At 67.1% G+C, this 18368-nt stretch carries 17 protein-coding genes; 13 read left to right on the forward strand and 4 right to left on the reverse strand.

The genetic code is table 11. The features are described from left to right. Positions 1-598: 598 nt before the first annotated feature. Positions 599-1183: a GNAT family acetyltransferase gene (locus tag J2T21_RS16835; RefSeq protein ID WP_307582924.1), complete on the reverse strand. Its 585-nt coding sequence runs from the start codon at positions 1181-1183 to the stop codon at positions 599-601. 58 nt (positions 1184-1241) lie between these two features. On the opposite strand from J2T21_RS16835, the gene J2T21_RS16840 reads away from it, so the two are divergent. The 6 genes from J2T21_RS16840 (at position 1242) to proC (ending at position 9306) form a co-directional block, all read left to right on the forward strand. Continuing rightward, a complete protein-coding gene (locus J2T21_RS16840) occupies positions 1242-2855 on the forward strand; it encodes a DUF7059 domain-containing protein (RefSeq protein WP_307582928.1) in 1614 nt (537 codons plus the stop codon). An 11-nt stretch (positions 2856-2866) separates the two neighbouring features. Further along, positions 2867-3511, forward strand: a complete 645-nt coding sequence (locus J2T21_RS16845; RefSeq protein ID WP_307582930.1) for an ArsR/SmtB family transcription factor — start codon at positions 2867-2869, stop codon at positions 3509-3511. A gap of 135 nt (positions 3512-3646) precedes the next feature. Further along, positions 3647-6445, forward strand: a complete 2799-nt coding sequence (gene topA / locus J2T21_RS16850; protein ID WP_307582933.1) for a type I DNA topoisomerase — start codon at positions 3647-3649, stop codon at positions 6443-6445. Between the two features lie 39 nt (positions 6446-6484). Continuing rightward, the gene (locus J2T21_RS16855) at positions 6485-7510 is read left to right on the forward strand and encodes a Ppx/GppA phosphatase family protein (protein ID WP_307582935.1); all 1026 of its coding nucleotides are present in this window, start codon (positions 6485-6487) and stop codon (positions 7508-7510) included. 39 nt (positions 7511-7549) lie between these two features. Continuing rightward, complete coding sequence (locus tag J2T21_RS16860; protein ID WP_307582937.1) at positions 7550-8389, forward strand: sugar phosphate isomerase/epimerase family protein; 840 nt, start codon at positions 7550-7552, stop codon at positions 8387-8389. Positions 8390-8445: 56 nt separating this feature from the next. Beyond that, the gene (gene proC / locus J2T21_RS16865) at positions 8446-9306 is read left to right on the forward strand and encodes a pyrroline-5-carboxylate reductase (RefSeq protein ID WP_307582938.1); all 861 of its coding nucleotides are present in this window, start codon (positions 8446-8448) and stop codon (positions 9304-9306) included. Between the two features lie 72 nt (positions 9307-9378). On the opposite strand, the gene J2T21_RS16870 is transcribed toward proC, so the two are convergent. Next, positions 9379-10017 carry a potassium channel family protein gene (locus tag J2T21_RS16870; protein WP_071213217.1) on the reverse strand — a complete coding sequence of 213 codons (639 nt, stop codon included), beginning with the start codon at positions 10015-10017 and terminating at the stop codon, positions 9379-9381. A gap of 25 nt (positions 10018-10042) precedes the next feature. Then, positions 10043-11482, reverse strand: a complete 1440-nt coding sequence (locus tag J2T21_RS16875) for a TrkH family potassium uptake protein (protein WP_307582941.1) — start codon at positions 11480-11482, stop codon at positions 10043-10045. 240 nt (positions 11483-11722) lie between these two features. Here J2T21_RS16875 and J2T21_RS16880 point away from each other — a divergent pair, with 240 nt between their 5' ends. From J2T21_RS16880 to J2T21_RS16905, 6 genes are all read left to right on the forward strand, one after another. After that, a complete protein-coding gene (locus tag J2T21_RS16880; protein WP_307583058.1) occupies positions 11723-12871 on the forward strand; it encodes an acetoin utilization protein AcuC in 1149 nt (382 codons plus the stop codon). Between the two features lie 46 nt (positions 12872-12917). Further along, positions 12918-13370 carry an ArsR/SmtB family transcription factor gene (locus J2T21_RS16885; RefSeq protein ID WP_307582943.1) on the forward strand — a complete coding sequence of 151 codons (453 nt, stop codon included), beginning with the start codon at positions 12918-12920 and terminating at the stop codon, positions 13368-13370. Between the two features lie 187 nt (positions 13371-13557). Continuing rightward, positions 13558-14901 (forward strand): NADP-specific glutamate dehydrogenase, encoded by a 1344-nt coding sequence (gdhA, locus tag J2T21_RS16890; RefSeq protein WP_071212770.1) that lies wholly within the window; start codon positions 13558-13560, stop codon positions 14899-14901. Between the two features lie 401 nt (positions 14902-15302). Beyond that, positions 15303-16409, forward strand: coding sequence for a 3-deoxy-7-phosphoheptulonate synthase (locus J2T21_RS16895; protein ID WP_307582946.1), 1107 nt, complete (start codon positions 15303-15305; stop codon positions 16407-16409). Positions 16410-16611: 202 nt separating this feature from the next. Next, the gene (locus J2T21_RS16900; protein ID WP_307582948.1) at positions 16612-16824 is read left to right on the forward strand and encodes a helix-turn-helix domain-containing protein; all 213 of its coding nucleotides are present in this window, start codon (positions 16612-16614) and stop codon (positions 16822-16824) included. A gap of 144 nt (positions 16825-16968) precedes the next feature. Beyond that, positions 16969-17067: a 30S ribosomal protein bS22 gene (locus J2T21_RS16905; RefSeq protein WP_003792170.1), complete on the forward strand. Its 99-nt coding sequence runs from the start codon at positions 16969-16971 to the stop codon at positions 17065-17067. Between the two features lie 116 nt (positions 17068-17183). On the opposite strand, the gene J2T21_RS16910 is transcribed toward J2T21_RS16905, so the two are convergent. Then, on the reverse strand, positions 17184-17999 hold the full coding sequence (locus J2T21_RS16910; RefSeq protein ID WP_373458063.1) for an HAD family hydrolase: 816 nt from the start codon (positions 17997-17999) through the stop codon (positions 17184-17186). A gap of 49 nt (positions 18000-18048) precedes the next feature. Here J2T21_RS16910 and J2T21_RS16915 point away from each other — a divergent pair, with 49 nt between their 5' ends. Further along, positions 18049-18303, forward strand: a complete 255-nt coding sequence (locus J2T21_RS16915; RefSeq protein WP_307582952.1) for a glutaredoxin family protein — start codon at positions 18049-18051, stop codon at positions 18301-18303. Positions 18304-18368: the final 65 nt, after the last annotated feature.

Below are 18368 nucleotides of genomic sequence, written 5' to 3' on the forward strand. Positions count from 1 at the left end.
GCGGGTCCGGGAATCTGTGGATAACTATTTTTTCTAATGGACTGGTTTCGGGGAAGACCGGCACCGGAAGGCACAAGGCGGGGGTAGCCCTTTCCAGCCAGCACGATCAGGGCGACGCCGACGCCGACCACGGCCAGCCCCAGCCGAACAGGCGACGATGGTGAACCTGCCGGCCGGCGTCAGCGACACCACCCCCGGGCGTTCCAGCGGTCCAATGAGCCGGCCGCCGTGCAGGCCAGGAAGGGGTCGGGTGGCTTCGGCGCGCACCGTGCGCGGGTGCATGGTCCCCGGGTGCAGGGCGCTGCGCACCACGATGTTGGCGCTTTCAACCAGGAAAAGGCCCACGGCAAACACCATGGCCAGCGGCTCCGGGGATAGTCGCGGATCCACGCGGGCGCGGTGGTGGTCAGCCATTGCGCGGCAGGGGTTTCGTAACAGGGTGTACCTGCTTCGGTGAACAGGAAGACAGCGGTTGCCACCAGGAGTCCCGTTGCGGGCCACGGCCACTGCACCGCCGGGGCATTCTTGCGGCCGGCGGTGCAGGCCAGCCAGAACCAATATCGTCCAAAAAATAAGTATTTAACCTATATTTTGGGGATCATGAGGTGGCGGATTCGGCCGGCCACATGCCGACGGCACCGTCCCCGGGGGAGATCATTTCGTGTTCCGTGTGGAAAACCCGCAGGCCGCGGGCCTCGTAGTTGGCGATGGCCGCCGGGCCGTCCAGGGTGCAGGTGTGCACCCAGACCCGGGACACCGGGCCGAAGCCCTCGAAACGTGTATCCAGGTCCCACGCCCGGGAAATTCCCTCGGTCAGCAACGCGCCGCCCAGGCCCCGGCCGATGCAATGGGGGAACAGGCCGAAGTACATGATCTCGACCTCCGTCGCCGCACCCTCGGAGCGTCCCACCAGCTCGATGTATCCGCCCGGTGCCCCGTCAACGTAAAGCACATGGGTTTCGGTGCCCGGGGCCAACAACAGCGATTCCCACTCTGTGCGGGTCAGGGCCAGGCGGTCGGCCCAGTTCCATCCGCTGCCCACTCCCCGGTAGAGGAACTTGCTGAACTCCGGGGTGATGGCCTCGACCCGTTCGATCCTCGCCCCGGCAGGCAGGGCCCGCCCGGAGGGGATCAGCTCGTCGGGGGAAAGCTGCTGCAGGTGCGTGGTGGTGACTTCAATCATGGCTTCCATCATAGGCAAGGCGGTGCCCGGTTTGAGCGACGTCGATAGACTGTGAAGCGTGACTTCCACCATTGATTTTGCCCAGGTTCCCGATGCCCCCCGCAGCGACGATGTCGCGCTCCTGGACCGGTTTGCCGCCGACCTGCGGGCGGCCGGATACGGGCACGAGTCAATCACCGGATTCCTGGGCGATGTCGCCCACGAGGCGCTGATGCGCGATGCGCTCGTCCCGGCACTGCGCCGCATCTCCTCGGAGCCGGAGCCCGGCGCGCTGGGGACCATGCTCGGGCTGTTCATGCTGGGCGCCGATGCCGGACACGACGAGGTCGCCGCCGCATTCGAAGCCACGGGCATCGACGGGCTGCTGCGGCTCGATGCCATCGAACCGTCCGACGGAGGCCAGGGACGGTGGCGGGCGAAAATCGACCTGCGCCCGCACGCCTCGGATGCCGACGCAGAGCTCTGGGTCGCCAGCGACCTCGGGGCCCACCAGCGCCCGGGAGTGCTGCGCCACGACCACGTGCTGGGCATCGGCCAGGCGTCGCTGACCCTGGCCCAGACCACCATCCGCCCGCAGGTCGACACCGCCCTGGACCTGGGCACCGGCTGCGGGATACAGGCGTTCCACCTGCTGTCCCACGCCCGCAAGGTCGTCGCCACCGACATCTCGGCCCGCGCCCTGGGATTCACCCGCTTCAACCTGCTGCTGAACCACGCGGCCCTGGACCTGGACCCGGGGAACCTGGCCGCACGCATCGAGCTGCGCCAGGGCTCCCTGCTTGAGCCGGTGGCGGGCGAGCGCTTCGACCTGGTGGTTTCCAACCCGCCGTTCGTCATCACCCCGCGCCTCGATGGCCAAGACGACGCCGAGCGCTTCACCTACCGCGACGGCGGGATGCCCGGGGACACTCTGGTGGAGACCCTGGTGCGTTCGATCCCCGGGGTCCTTAACCCCGGAGGAAGCGCGCAGATGCTCGCCAACTGGGAAATCACCGCCGCGGCATCCGAGGGGGAGGGCCCGGAATGGAGCGACGGCCCACGCTCCTGGCTCACCGGGGACACCGAGGCCTGGTTCATCCAGCGCGAAGCGGTCAGCCCCACGCAGTACGCCGAGACCTGGCTGCGCGACGCCTCGCAGGGGCGGGACGCACAGGAGTTCGCCCTGCAGTACGGCGCGTACCTGAATGACTTCGCCTCGCGCAACGTCGCAGCCATCGGCTTCGGCATGGTGTGGCTGCGCCGCCCGGGGACCGGGAGCTCCGGATTCGGGAGGCTCTTCGAGTCCATCGGCTACCCCATTGAGCAGCCCGTCGGCCCGTACCTGGCCCGCGACATCGCCGTGGCGGACGAACTGGAGCCACGGGACGTGGGCGCGCTGCACCTGGTGGTGGCCGAGGACGTCACCGAGGAACGCCACCAGCGTCCGGGCGCCGAGCATCCCGGGGTGATCTTGTTACGCCAAGGTGCCGGATTGCGGCGGACCGAAATACTTGACACCGCCCTGGCCGGCTTCGTTTCCGCCTGCGACGGGGACCTGGACGTATCGTCCCTAGTCGGTGCGTTGGAGTCGCTGATTTCCCCAGGCGATTCGGAGTTTTCCGCAAGGCTTTATGAAGGGGTTGTCCGGCTCATTAAGCGTGGCTTCCTTTTGGAGATGCGAAACAACCGCTAAAGTTTTTTTATATGAGCCAGAACACTTCCCCGGGACCGGGTGCCAGCAGCCCTGGCCTGTCACCGTCGGTGCCCCAGCCGGTGTCCATCAGCGACCCGCAAGCCATCCGGGCACTCGCCCACGAGGCGCGGTTGACGGTGCTCGAGGAACTCTTCGCCTCGCAGTCAACCCGCACCGCCACCGAGCTGGCCACGCGCTGCGAACTCACCCCCAGCGCCATGAGCTACCACCTGCGCGCCCTGGAGAAATACGGCTACGTGGTCCGCGCCGCCAGCGAGGGCGACGGACGTGAACGCCGCTGGAAAGCGGCCGGCAGCCAGCTCGTGCTCGGATCGCTCTCGGATTCGACCTCCGCGAAGAACGCCTACCTGAATGTGCAGCTCAACGCGTTCCGCGAACGGCTCTCCGCGGAGATCGCCCGTCGTGACAAAGAACGCAAGGAAGGCAAGGCGCCGGAGCCGGACCGCGCCCCGGTGCTGACCACCGGGGTGGTCTTTCTCTCGGAGTCCCAGCGCAAGGATTTCATCGCCAAGGTCTACGACCTGCTCTACGAATACGAGGCCCTGGCCGAACCGGAGGCCCGCGGCGTGGACGGGGAACGGCTCTACTACATGCTTTCCTTCCTGCCCGAAATCCGCGACGGCCAGGTCCGCTGACACCACGCGGCCCGGGCGGGAAAACGGGGTCCCGTGGTCGCTGCTTGCCGTGGGGCGCAAAAATACGGCTAACCTAGAGCAGGGAATGTGCTGTGCGCCCACTTTGGTGCACCACTGGTTGCTAATAGGAGTGCTGTGCCCGCCAAGGCCAAGGAAAAGACCGGAATGAAACTCGTGATCGTGGAGTCCCCGGCTAAAAGCAAGTCGATCGCCAAGTACCTGGGCGACGGCTTTGAAGTCGACGCCTCGGTGGGGCACATCCGCGATCTGGCGCAACCCGCCGATCTGCCCGCGGAGATGAAGAAGGGGCCCTACGGCAAGTTCGCCGTGGACGTCGAGAACGACTTCGACCCCTACTACGTCGTGTACCCGGACAAGAAAAAGCGCGTTGCCGAACTGAAGGCCAAGCTCAAGGGCGCCGACGCGCTCTATCTGGCAACAGATGCGGACCGCGAAGGCGAAGCCATCGCGTGGCACCTGCTCGAGGTGCTCAAGCCCAAGGTCCCGGTCTACCGCATGGCGTTCACCGAGATCACGCAAGAAGGCATCAACCGTGCCATGGAGAACATCCGGGAGCTGGACACCGACCTGGTCAACGCCCAGGAAACCCGCCGCGTGCTCGACCGCCTCTACGGCTACGAGATTTCCCCGGTGCTCTGGCGCAAGGTGGCCCGCGGCCTGTCCGCCGGACGCGTGCAGTCGGTGGCAACCCGCCTCGTTGTCGAGCGCGAACGCGAACGCATGGCCTTCCGCAGCGCCTCCTACTGGGACTTGACCGGCACCTTTGCCACCGCCAACGGCGAATCCTTCGGCGCGAAGCTCTCCTCCGTCGACGGGGCACGGGTGGCCACCGGCCGCGACTTCACCGACCGCGGCGAGCTGAAGGCGCCCAAGACCGGCTCCGTCGCGCACCTGGACGAGGCCAAGGCACAGGCCCTGGCCGCCGGCCTGGCCGAGGCGGACTTCGCCGTCACCAACGTCGACGAGAAGCCCTACACCCGCCGCCCGGCCGCACCGTTCACCACCTCGACGCTGCAGCAGGAAGCAAGCCGCAAGCTGCGCTGGAGCTCGAAGTCCACCATGCAGGTCGCCCAGCGCCTGTATGAAAACGGTTACATCACCTACATGCGTACCGACTCGGTGTTCCTGTCCAACGAGGCCGTCAACGCCGCCCGCAAGCAGGCCGCCGAACTCTACGGATCCGAATCCGTGCCGGCCTCCCCGCGGCTCTACAAGGCCAAGTCCGGCGCCGCGCAGGAGGCCCACGAGGCCATCCGCCCGGCCGGCGACTCCTTCCGCCGCCCCGCCACCGTGCGTGCCCAGCTTTCGGGCGACGAGTTCAAGCTCTACGAGCTGATCTGGAAGCGGACCGTCGCCTCGCAGATGGCCGACGCCAAGGGCTTCACCGCCACCATCAAGCTGGCCGGGGAATCCACCACCGGGCAGGTCGCGGAGTTCTCCGCCTCCGGCACCGTGATCACCTTCCGCGGGTTCATGGCAGCCTACGAGGAGGGCCGCGACGCCGCCCGCGAGGCCGAGGCCGCGGAGGCCGCCGAGGAGGCGCGCCTGCCGCAGCTGAAGGTCTCCGACGCGCTGGCCGGAACCGGCATCGACGCCATCGGGCACACCACTTCCCCGCCGGCACGCTACACCGAGGCCTCGATCGTCGCGGAGCTCGAGGCCCGGGAGATCGGGCGCCCCTCGACCTTCGCGCCGACCATCTCCACCATCATGGACCGCGGCTACGTCACCAAGCGCGGCGGTGCCCTGGTGCCCAGCTGGATCGCGTTCTCGGTGATCCGCCTGCTGGAGGAACACTTCGGCAAGTACGTCGACTACGACTTCACCGCGCGCCTCGAAGACGACCTGGACGAGATCGCCCACGGCCAGAAGGGCCGCACCGCCTGGCTCAAGGACTTCTACTTCGGCTCGCCCGAGACCGGGCAGGTGGGCCTGGAGTCGGTGGTCAACAACCTCGGCGACATCGACGCGCGGGCCATCAACTCCATCGAGATCGCCCCGGGCATCGTGCTGCGCGTGGGCAAGTTCGGGCCGTACCTGGAAAAGCCGCTGCCGGCCGACGCCCCCGAGGGCACCGACCCGCAGCGGGCCAACGTGCCCGAGGACCTGGCCCCGGACGAGCTCACCGCCGAGAAGGCCATCGAGCTGATGGAGACCCAGGGCCCTTCCGAGCGCGTGCTGGGCACCGACCCGGAGACCGGGCGCACCATCGTGGCCAAGGACGGGCGCTACGGCGCCTACGTCACCGAGGTCATCGTGGAGCCCACGGCCGAGGAACTGGCTGCGATGCCGGTGGAGTACTACAAGAACGGCAAGCCCAAGCCGCCGAAGAAGCCGGTCAAGGCCAAGCCGCGCACCGGTTCGCTGTTCAAGTCGATGACCGTGGAAACCGTCACGCTCGAGGAGGCGCTGCGGCTGATCTCGCTGCCGCGCGTGCTGGGCGTCGACGCCGAGGACGTGGAGATCACCGTGCAGAACGGCCGCTTCGGGCCCTACCTGAAGAAGGGCACCGATTCGCGGTCCATCGGCTCCGAGGAGGAGATCTTCACGATCACCCTCGAGGAGGCGCTGGGGATCTACTCGCAGCCCAAGGTCCGCGGCGCCCGTGCCGCGGTGCCGCCGCTGGCCGAGTTCGGGCTGGACCCGGTCTCGGAGAAGAACATCGTGGTCAAGGAGGGACGCTTCGGTGCCTACATCACCGACGGGGTCACCAACATCACGATCCCGCGCGACACCACCCTGGAGGAGCTGACCCGGGAGAAGGCCATCGAGCTGCTCGCGGACAAGCGTGCCCGCGGTCCGGTCAAGCGGACCTCCGCGGCCAAGGCCCCGGCGAAGAAGGCACCGGCCAAGAAGGCGCCGGCGAAAAAGGCCGCGGCCAAAAAGCCGGCGGCCAAGAAGACCGGCAACTAGCCGCACGCGGCAAGGGGCCACACACATGAGGATGACACCATGAGGCTGGGCGTACTGGATATCGGGTCGAACACGGTTCACCTGTTGCTGGTCGACGCATATCCGGGCGCCCGGCCGGTGCCCTTCGCCTCGCACAAGCGCCCGCTCTCGCTGGTCGCCTACCTGGACGAGCACGGGGCCATCACGCAGGCCGGCCAGGACGAGCTGCTGGATTTCGTGCACGAGGCCGCGCAATTCGCGATCAACCACCACGCGGAGGACCTGTTGGCCTTCTGCACCTCGGCGATCCGCGAATCGGCCAACGGCGAGCAGGTCCTGGCCCGGGTCGTGGCCGAGACCGGGGTGAAGCTGACCGAACTGACCGGCGAGCAGGAGGCCGGGATGACGTACTACGCGGTGCGCCGCTGGTTCGGCTGGAGCTCGGATTTGCTGCTGAACCTGGACATGGGCGGCGGTTCCTTCGAGCTGGCCATGGGCCAGGACGAGTTCCCCACCGTGGCCCACTCGGTGCCGCTGGGGGCCGGACGGCTGACCCGCGACTGGCTGGAGGCCGACCCGCCCTCGATCAAGGACGTCAAGGCGCTGCGCCACCACGTGCGCGAGGTGCTCGCCGAGCCGGTGGCCGAGCTGCGACAGTTCGGCAAGCCGACGATGGTCACCGGGACCTCGAAGACCTTCAGGTCGCTGGCCCGGATCACCGGGGCCGCGCCGTCCGCGGAGGGCCCCTACGTCAAGCGGGTGCTGCGCGCCGAGTCGCTGAAGGTCTGGACCAACCGGCTCACTGCGATGAACTGGGAGGAACGCGCCGAGCTTCCGGGGGTCTCGGCGATCCGCGCCCCGCAGCTGCTCGCAGGTGCCATCGTCGCCCTCGAGGCGATGAACGCGCTGAAGGTCAAGAGCCTGCGGATCTGCCCGTGGGCGCTGCGCGAGGGGTTGATGCTGCGCAGGTTCGACCACGTCCTGTTTGACTCCACCGCTCCGCTCAGTAGTAGCGTGGGTGTCGGAGAGGTTGCACTGGGACAATCCTCGGTATTGTCGATGTCCCAGGGCAGCAACGTTCTGTAGCGAAAGACTCCGTAGCGAAAGACAAGGGGCACAGGATCCATGGTCGAGTCAGGCACGGGCGCCAAGGCCCCGATCCCGGTGGCGCTTTCCAGCGCCTCGGTATACCCGCTGAACGTCCACGACGCCTTCGCGGTGTCCCACGACCTGGGCTACGACGGGGTCGAGGTGCTGGTCACCGGCAACCAGGTGTCGCAGGACGCGGTGGCGCTGAACCGGCTGGCCGAGCGCTACGAGCAGCCGGTGATGGCCATCCACGCACCCACGCTGCTGCTGACCCAGCAGGTCTGGGGCACCGCGTGGAACAAGATCGAATCCGCCGCCGCGATGGCCGTGCAGGTCGGCTGCGACGTCGTGGTCGCCCACCCGCCGTTCCGCTGGCAGGGCACCTACGCCACCGAGTTCGCCACCGGCATCCGCCGCATCATGGAGGAGTACGGGGTGCGGATCGCGGTGGAGAACATGTACCCGTGGCGGGCCCGGGGCCGCGAGGCGAAGATGTACCTGCCGCACTGGAACCCGGTCCCCGAACCCTACGAGTTCGTCACCTGGGACTTCTCGCACTCGGCGATCGCCGACATGGACTCGGCGGTGGCCATGCGTGATTTGGGGCAGCGGCTGACCCACGTGCACCTGTGCGACGGGCTGAACAACGGCAAGGACGAGCACCTGGTGCCCGGCCGCGGCACCCAGCCGGTCATCGAGGCCATCGAGTACCTGCGCGACTCGGCCTGGGACGGGGTGGTGGCCGTGGAGGTTTCCACGCGCAAGGCCAAGGGCGCCGGGGAGCGCGAGGCCTGGCTGGGCGAGACCCTCGAGTTCGCCCGGCGGCACCTAGCCCCGGCCAACGAGGGCGCCGCCTCGGGGACCCACTCGATCTAGCCGCCGCACGCCGGCAAACCGGCCGGTCCGGCCGCCGGGCGTGGAACAATGGGCACATGACTTCCGTGCTTTCGACTTCCGCCCTGGCCGCCAACAGAATTGCCTTTCTGGGCACCGGATCCATGAACGGGGCGGTGCTGCGCGGCATCATCGCCACCGGCTACGACCCCCGGGCGATCGTCGCGACGCTGCGCAGCAATGCCAAGGCCCACGACCTGCACGCCGAAACCGGCGTCACGGTCCTGGTCGGGGAGCACGACCCGGAAGCCAACGGCAAGGCCGCCAGGGATGCCGACATCGTCTTCCTGGGCGTCAAGCCCGTGGGCATCGCCGCCCTGTGCGACGAGATCCGGGACGTGCTCAAGCCCACCGCCGTGGTGGTCTCGGTGGCCGCGGCCATCACCATCGAGATGATCGCCGCGCACCTGGCCCCGGGCCAGCCGGTGGTGCGCTCCATGCCCAACACCCCGCTGAAGGTGGGCGTCGGCGCCGTCGGGCTCAGCACCGGGGAGACCGTCTCCGAGGCGGCGCTGGCTGCGGTCGTGGACCTGTTCGCCGGTTCCGGGGTGGTCCACGTGGTCCCCGAATCCCAGCAGGACGCGGTTTCGGCGATCAGCGGCTCCGGACCGGCCTATGCGTTCTATCTGGCCGAGGCCATGGCCGCGGCCGGGGTCAAGCTGGGCCTGGATCCGGCGCTGGCCACCGACCTGGCCCGCGCCACCGTCGCCGGGGCCGGGAAGATGCTTGCCGACCCGCAGGCCGACCCCTCCGCCCTGCGCCGGGGCGTGTCCAGCCCCAACGGCACCACCGTGGAGGCCCTCGCCGTCTTCGACGCGGAGGATTTGGCGGGGATCGTTGCCCGCGGGGCCGCGGCCGCCGCCGCACGCGCCGCGGCGATCACCCGGGAACTGGCCTAGCAAACACAAAAGTTCCCCCTTCCGCGGCGTCTTCACGCGGCGGAAGGGGGAACTTTCCGTTGTCCGGGCGGCCTAGGGCCGGGCGGCGAAGCGCTCGAGCAGGTCCACGTGCCCGGAGACGATCAGCACGTCGCGCCGGGTGACCTTGGTGTCGGGCTGGGCATAGGTGAAGTCCTCGCCGGGGGACTTCACGCCCACCACGGTGATCCCGTACTTGGAACGCACCTGGGACTCGGCCAGCGTGAAGCCCTGGGTCTCCTTGGGCGGGAACATCTTCACGATCGCGAAGCCGTCGTCGAACTCGATGAAGTCCAGCATCCGCCCGCCGACCAGGTGCGCGGCGCGGACCCCGGCGTCGGCCTCCGGGTAGATCACGTGGTTGGCGCCGATGCGGGTGAGGATCTTGCCGTGCGAGGGCGTGATGGCCTTGACCCACAGGTGCTCGATGCCCAGGTCCACCAGGTTCACGGTGATCAGCACGGAGGACTCGATGGAGGTGCCCACGCCCACGACGGCGGAGGTGAACTCCTGGGCGCCGAGCTGGCGCAGCGCGTCGATGTTGGTCGCGTCGGCCTCGACCACGTGGGTGAGCACCGAGGCCCACTTCTGCACGAGTTCCTGGTTGCGTTCGATGGCCAGGACCTCGCGGCCCTGCTTGACCAGTTGCTCGGCCACGGAGGCGCCAAAACGGCCCAGCCCGATGACCAGCACCGGGGCGTTGTGGTCCGTGTTCTTCTCAGCCAATGATGGGCCTCTCTTCGGGGAAGTGGTAGAGCTGGTTGCGCTGGCGCAGGGTCAGCGCCGCCGCCAGGGTAATCGTACCGATTCGGCCGGCAAACATCAGTGCGGAGAGCACGTACTTGCCCGCCGGCGGCAGCTCGGCGGACAGATTGGTGCTCAGCCCCACGGTCGCGAAGGCCGAGATCGACTCGAACAGCGCCCGGGAGAGCGAGGTGCCGCTGATCGCCAGCAGCGAGGCGGTCGCCAGCATCACCAGCGTGGCGCCCAGCACGATGACCGAGATCGCCACGCGCATGGTGCCCTCGGGGATGCGCCGGCCGAAGGCGCGCACGTCGGTGTCGCCGCGGGCCTCGGCGAAGATCGCCAGGAACATCACCGCGATGGTGGTGACCTTGATGCCGCCGGCCGTGGAGGCCGAGCCGCCGCCGGCGAACATCAGGGCGTTGGACAGCAGCATCGTCACCTGGTGCATCTCGCCCTGGTCGACCAGGTTGAACCCGCCCGAGCGGGTCATCACGGAGGCGAAGACCGAGTGGATGACCTTGTCCCCGTTGGACATGTAGCCGATGGTGTCGGGGTTGGTCCATTCGGCCGCGGCCCACAGCAGCGCGCCGCCCACCAGCAGCATCCCGGTGACCACCAGGGTGAGCTTGGCATGCAGCGACCACTTGCGGGTGTTGAAGCGGTGGGCCAGCAGCACCATCAGCACCGGGAAGCCCAGCGAGCCCAGGAACACCCCGAGCATCAGCGGCACCAGGATCCACAGGTCGGTTTCGTAGGGGACCAGCCCGTCGGAGTGCGGGGTGAACCCGGCGTTGTTGAAGGAGGAGATGGAGTAGAAGATCCCGTGCCAGACGGCCTCGCCCACCGGCTCGCCCAGGATGAGGAAGCGCGGGATGAGCATCAGGGCCAGCGCGACCTCGATGGCCACCGAGGTGGTGATCACGATGCGCAGCAGCGAACCGACCTCGCCCAGGGTGGAGGCGGCGGAGGTGTTCATGGAGTTCTGCGCCATCAGCTTCCCGCGCACGCCCAGCCGCTTGGACACCGCCAGGGAGAGCACCGAGGCCAGGGTCAGGATGCCCAACCCGCCGACGAACACCGCGATGATCATCACCAGCTGGCCGAAGAAGGACCAGTGGGTTGCGGTGGAGACGACGGTCAGCCCGGTGACGCAGACCGCGGAGACCGCGGTGAACAGGGCATCGTAGAAGGCAGTGGGTTCGCCGGTCGCCGAGGACACCGGCAGGGCCAGCACGGAGGTGAACAGGGAGATGACGATGACGAAGGTGAACAGGGCCAGGCGCGCGGGGGAGCGGACGGTGAAGTCCGAGACAATCCGGCGCCACTGGCCCACGCGCGTGCGCCATCTGGCCGGCGCGCCGGATTCGGCGCCGGCCCGTCGTGCTGGTTCGGAAAAGGGAGGCGTTCCCATGTGTATAGCTCGGCTCCAAGACGTGGACATCTTCGGTGCGGAAGCCCTGCCCCGCAAGCTCCCACAATAAACCATGCCGCCACGGGTTTCGCCGGGGCACGGTGCGACGCGCGGCCCCGGGGCGCGAAGGGGGCGCCCCTGGTGTCTTGGCGCACACCCGTGCGGTGAATCGCGTAGCCTGAATATGTGTTTGCCGTAAATGCGCCCGTGCCCCCGACCCAGGTGATCTGGAGCGAGCAGATGATGGCCTACCGCTTCAGCGAGACCCATCCGATGCACCCGATCCGGCTCGAACTCACCGCCCGCCTCTGTGAGGACCTGGGCCTTTTCGCGCGTGCCAACCTCGCTCTGGTCCGGCCCGAGGTCGCCACCGACGAGCAGCTGGCCGCGGTGCACGATGCCGACTACATCGCCGCCGTCCACCGGGTCAGCGCCAATCCCCAGGTGCCCGACGAGGCCCGCGGGCTGGGCACCGAGGACAACCCCGCCTACGCCGGGATCCACGAGGCCAGCGCCCGGTTGGCCGGCGGATCCCTGGCCGGGGCCGAAGCGATCCTGGCCGAAGAGGCGCTGCACGTGGTGAACTTCGGCGGCGGCATGCACCACGCCGCCGCGGGCAAGGCCAGCGGCTTCTGCATCTACAACGACGCCGCCCTGGCGATCCAGCGGCTGCTGGACGGCGGGGTGAAGAAGGTCCTGTACATCGACGTGGACGCGCACCACGGGGACGGGACCCAGGCCATTTTCTGGAACGACCCGCGGGTCATGACCATTTCCATCCACGAATCCGGGATGACGCTGTTCCCGGGCACCGGGTATGCCAACGAGATCGGCGGGCCCGACGCGCAGGGCACCGCGGTGAACGTGGCGGTGCCCGCGCGCACCACCGATGCCGCCTGGCTGCGCGCCTTCCACGCGGTGGTCCCGCAGCTGGCCGCGGCCTTCGCCCCGGAGATCATCGTCTCGCAGCACGGCTGCGACGGACACCGCGACGACGACCTGTCCAACCTGCGCCTGACCATCGACGCCCAGCGGCAAAACGCGCTGGACATCGCCGAGCTGGCGGCCCGGCACTGCGAGGGCCGCTGGATTGCCACCGGCGGCGGGGGCTACAACACCGCCTCGGTGGTGCCGCGGGCCTGGAGCCACCTGGTGGCCGTTGCCTCGGGGAAGCCGGTGCCGCTGGCCACCCCCATGCCGCGACAGTGGCGCGACTACGTGCTGGGGCGCTACGGGGTCCGCACGCCCGAGTCCATGGGTGACAATGCGGAGCTGTGGTGGCGTTCCTGGGAGGTCGGCTACGACCCGGCGGATCCGGTGGACCGCACCATCATGGCCACCCGGAAGGAGATCTTCCCGCTTTTCGGGCTGGACCCCTGGTTCGATTAGGGCAGCCCAAGATGCCAACACGCGTATATGCGGATAGGGTTATGCGGTGGCTCATGATGATATTTTCTCCGCGCTGGCAGACCCCACCCGGCGCCGGTTGCTCGAGGCCCTGCGCGAGGATTCGTGCTCGGTCGGTTCCCTGGTCGAGGCGCTGGGTGTTTCCCAGCCGACCGTATCCAAGCATCTGAAGGTGTTGCGCGAAGCCGGGTTGGTCTCGATGCGCGCCGACGGGCAGCGCCGCTACTATGCCCTGGAGCCAGCGACGTTCCTGGAGCTGGAGACCTGGCTGCACCGCTACCTGCCCCCGGCGCCGGCCTTGGCCCTGGTTCCGGAGCACTACCCGGAGCTGGCTGCCGGATCCCAGGAGGTCGCCAGCCAGGCGACGGTGGCGGCCGCGCAGCTGGGCCGCACCGTCGGCCGCGGCCTGGAACAGGTCACTGGCCGCGCCCAGGATTTCCTCGAACGGTTCCCCAAGCCGAAGTTCGGCAGAAAGCGGTAGCCAGCCCCCGCATGGTGGTGCGGCATCGTACTTCGAAAGGCAAAAACGTTACGCGGGCGTGGTTCCATGATTACGCCCGGGTTGTGCCCGCGGGCGCTGCGCGTGTCATTCTCTAAGGCGGGGCAGCGTCGCCAGTCATGGCGGTAGCGTGCCCTCGTGCCTGCCCCAAGTGATGAGGAGATAAGACTTGGACCAGCAACTTGCGACCATTCGCGACGAAGTGTTCCGTCGCAACCCCGGTGAAGCGGAATTCCACCAGGCGGTGACCGAGGTTTTCGAAAGCCTCGAAGCGGTTTCGCGTAAGCGTCCCGAATATGCCGAAGCGGCCATCCTGCAGCGCTTGTGCGAGCCGGAGCGCCAGATCATCTTCCGTGTCCCGTGGACCGACGATGAAGGCCGCGTGCAGATCAACCGCGGTTTCCGTGTGGAATTCAACTCCGCGCTGGGCCCGTACAAGGGCGGACTGCGCTTCCACCCCTCGGTGTACCTGGGCATCGTGAAGTTCCTTGGCTTCGAGCAGATCTTTAAGAACTCGCTCACCGGCATGCCGATCGGCGGCGGCAAGGGCGGTTCCGACTTCGATCCGCGCGGCAAGTCCGACTCCGAGGTCATGCGCTTCTGCCAGTCGTTCATGACGGAGCTGTACCGCCACATCGGCGAGTACACCGACGTGCCGGCCGGTGACATCGGCGTCGGCGGCCGTGAAATCGGCTACCTCTTTGGCCAGTACAAGCGCATCACCAACCGCTACGAATCCGGTGTGCTCACCGGCAAGGGCATCAGCTGGGGCGGCTCCCTGGTGCGTCCCGAGGCCACCGGCTTTGGTGCGGTGATCTTTACCCAGGAAATGCTCAAGTCCCGCGGCACGAGCTTTGACGGCCAGCGCGTCGTCGTCTCCGGTTCGGGCAACGTGGCCATCAACGCCATCGACAAGGCCCAGAGCCTCGGGGCCCGCGTCTTGACGGCGTCGGACTCCTCCGGCTACATCCTCGATGAGCGCGGCATCGACATCGAACTGCTTCGCCAGATCAAGGAAGTCGAACGCGGACGCATCAGCGAGTACGCCGAGCGCGCCAAGTCCAAGAGGGTGCACTATGTCGAGGGCGGCAACGTCTGGGACGTGGATGCCACCGTGGCGCTGCCCTGCGCCACGCAGAACGAGCTGGACGCCAAGCACGCCAAGCGCCTGATCTCCGCAGGTGTCCTGGCCGTGGCCGAGGGCGCCAACATGCCCTGCACCGCCGCGGCAACCTCGCTCTTCCAGGACGCCGGGGTGCTCTTTGCCCCGGGCAAGGCGGCCAACGCCGGCGGCGTGGCCACCTCGGCACTGGAAATGCAGCAGAACGCGAGCCGCGACTCGTGGAGCTTCGCGCACACCGAGGCCCGCCTGACCGAGATCATGGTCGGCATCCACGACCGTTGTGCCTCGACCGCCGACGAGTACGGGGTCCCGGGCAACTACGTGGCCGGCGCCAACATCGCAGGCTTCGTCAAGGTCGCAGACGCCATGCTGGCCCAGGGCCTGATCTAGCAAGCACCGCAGCAGCCGTCGCACGAGACACCAAGGCCGGGGACGGCAAGCATGAACCCAAGGGTTTCTGCTTGCCGACCCCGGCCTTGGCGTGTTTGAGACGTTTTGTTTCGCCGGGTCCCGGCGCCCGGTTTGTGGTTTTCGACGGGCCGGGGGTACATTTCCATCATGACTAATCGTTGGTATGCGTATTTTGTGTCGGCTCTGGAGGGGCCTAAGACGCGATAATTTCGCATACCCACCTTCAGAGCCGACAAGGGCCGCAAGCTATTGCTTGCCGGCCCTTCGCTATTTCCAAGATAGCGGCCCTGGAGGACTACGGAGACGTGTCAGCGGGGGCCGCATTGAAACCAATGGGCCCCGCCAAGACGCGCGGGGCAGAAACCGAAAGGCCCCCAGCCATGAGCATCGCAGCCGCCACCGAGACACAGCAGCGCGCCAACACCAATGAACGCGTGCTGGGCATCACCGAACTTCCCACCCCCGCCGAGCTGCTCGCCGAACTTCCCGCGGGCGACGCCCAGGGATACCGGATCATGCGGGCCCGGCAGGAAGTCCGCGCAGTGCTCTCCGGGCTCGATGAGCGCCTGCTGGTCATCATCGGCCCCTGCTCGATCCACGACCCGGTTGCGGGGCTTGAATACGCCACCAGGCTCGCCACGGCGGCCAAGGAGCACCAGGGCGAGCTGCTGGTGGTGATGCGCAGCTACTTCGAAAAGCCGCGGACCACCGTGGGTTGGAAGGGCTTGGTCAACGACCCTCACCTGGATGGCAGCCACGACATGGCCGCCGGACTGCGTGCCGCGCGCGAGTTCATGCTGGCAGCCAGCAACCTGGGGCTGCCGCTGGCCACCGAATTCCTGGAACCGCTCAGCGCCCAGTACCTCGCCGACGTGATCAGTTGGGGAGCCATCGGTGCCCGCACCACCGAAAGCCAGACCCACCGCCAACTGGTTTCGGGTCTGTCGATGCCCGTGGGCTTCAAGAACGGCACCGACGGATCGGTGAAGGTCGCGATCGACGCCTGCCAGGCCGCCGGTGCGCCGCAGTCGTTCATGGGAATCAGTGACGAGGGACGCACTGCCATCGTGCAGACCGCGGGAAACCAAGACGTCCACCTGATCCTGCGTGGCGGCGCGGACGGACCCAACTTCGCCGCGGAACCGGTGTCCAAGGCCTCGGCAGCCATGGCAAGCGCCGGCATGAATCCGCGGGTGATCGTCGATGCATCCCACGCGAACTCGGGAAAGTCCCACGTGCGCCAGGGCGAGGTCATTGCGGAACTGGCCGCCCGGATTGCCTCGGGTGACCAACAGATTGCCGGAATCATGGCCGAAAGCTTTCTGGTCCCCGGCGCCCAGAAGCACGATCCGGACACCGTTGCGGAGGGAGCCAACGTGCTCGCGGGGCTGACCTACGGCCAGTCCGTCACCGATGCCTGCATGAGTTGGGACACCAGCGCGGAACTGCTCGAGTCCTTGGCCGCTGCGGTGCGTGCGGCACGCTAGGGATTGGGCACTGTCGTTCGACCCATCACGGAACCATGGCCTACGCATTGTTAGACGTTGCGCAGTTCACATTGGCCCCGCGAGCCACTAAAGTGTGACATACGAACATAGGGTATCTTGGGGTGTTGGCGTGTGCAAGGAACACTCCCTAGTTGGCGCCAATGCATGACTGCTATGTGAATATTGTCAGGAGAATCAGGGAATGGTCGAATCGCAAAACTTTGCCAACGCGCGTTTCATGACGGTGGCCGAGGTTGCCGAGGTGATGCGCGTGTCAAAGATGACCGTTTACCGCCTCGTTCACGCCGGTGAATTGCCGGCCGTTCGATTCGGTCGTTCCTACCGGGTACCCGAGAATGCGGTGCAGGAATACCTGCGGGCGGCCGGGTTCGGGCGGGACTCCAGCACCGGCTAGCGCCGACGGTTTTCACGAGTGGTCAGAATCCGCTCTGGAAGCAGGTAATCTGTTAAGGAACGTTTAACGTCCCGTTGGCTATTCTGGTGCTTTGGTGCCGAAGAAGTAGTAGTCGGCAATCGAATCAGTTTGTGAGGAACCATTATGGGCTCTGTTATTAAGAAGCGCCGCAAGCGTATGGCCAAGAAGAAGCACCGTAAATTGCTTCGTAAGACCCGCCACCAGCGTCGTAATAAGAAGTAAATGCCGGCTCCGGGCTTGCCCGGAATCGAGCATGTGAAAAGGTGCGTTTCCCCTTGAGCGGGAAACGCACCTTTTTGCATGCAACGGAAGTCGCCACGGACGCGGCGGATGATCGCCTAGGGGCGGCGGCGAAGTGCTCCAACGCTGCGCCACAAGCCCCAGAGCGCGCCCGAGACCCCGGCCGCCTTCAGCCCAAAGGTCGCGGCCTTGCGCCCGGTCCGGAAATCGTAGACGGGCCAGTTTCGCTCCTTGGCGTGGCGGCGAAGCCTGCGGTCCGGATTGATCGCCACGGGGTGGCCGACCGCCTCGAGCAGGGGGATGTCGTTGTGGGAGTCGCTGTACCCCCAGCATTCTGAAAGATCCAGGCCCATTTCCCGGGCCAGGTCCTGGACCGCGATGGCCTTCGCCGCCCCGTGCAGGATCTCGCCGACCAGACGGCCGGTGTAGACGCCCTCGACATGTTCCACGCTGGTTCCAAGCGCGCCGCTGAGACCCAGCCGCCGGGCCATGATCGTGGCAACCTCCAGCGGCGTGGCGGTGACAAGCCAGACCTGGCGCCCGGCGTGCATGTGCTGGTCGGCGATGGCCCGGGTGCCGGGCCAGATTTTCGACTCAATGAACTCGTCATAAATTTCATCCCCGAGCGCAACCATGTCTGCCACGGAGAACCCGGAAGCCAGCAAAAGCGCGCGGTCGCGGATGGCATGGATGTCACCGAGGTTTTCTCCCCGGGTCACGAACCGCAGCTGGTGAAGGGCAAACCACGCTACCTCGCGCAAGGTAAAAGCCCGGTGTTGGTACATTTTCCGGGCAACCGCATACAGCGATGCGCCACGCATCATGGTGTTGTCGACATCAAAGAAGGCGGCCGAGGTGCTGGAGAGCACCGGCTCCTGCCCAAGGTGGGACACGGGAAAAGGGTTGGAGGGCATCCGCCCAGTGTATTGCAATCTTTTTTCACCGGAGCTGTAGCGTTGGATCATGAGCAGTGTGCAGACCCCGCGAGAGATCAAGTTGTTGGTTCGTTCAGGATGCCATTTGTGCCTTGCCGCGGCAAAGACCCTCGATGAGGTCACCAGCAGGCTGGGATACACGTGGCAGAGCGTTGATATCGACGAAGACCCGGAACTGCTCGCGCAGCATTCGGAAGAAGTCCCGGTGCTGTTGGTGGACGGACGGGTGCGGGACTTCTGGGTGATCGACGCCCAGCGACTTGAGTCCTTGCTGGCAGGATAGCGTCAAGGCCATCGGCAGGCCGCCCAGGTGAAACCCGGTGGCAGCGCGGCGGCCCGGAAGAACCG

Source organism: Paeniglutamicibacter psychrophenolicus (genome assembly GCF_030812255.1).
Classification (GTDB): Bacteria; Actinomycetota; Actinomycetes; order Actinomycetales; family Micrococcaceae; genus Paeniglutamicibacter; species Paeniglutamicibacter psychrophenolicus_A.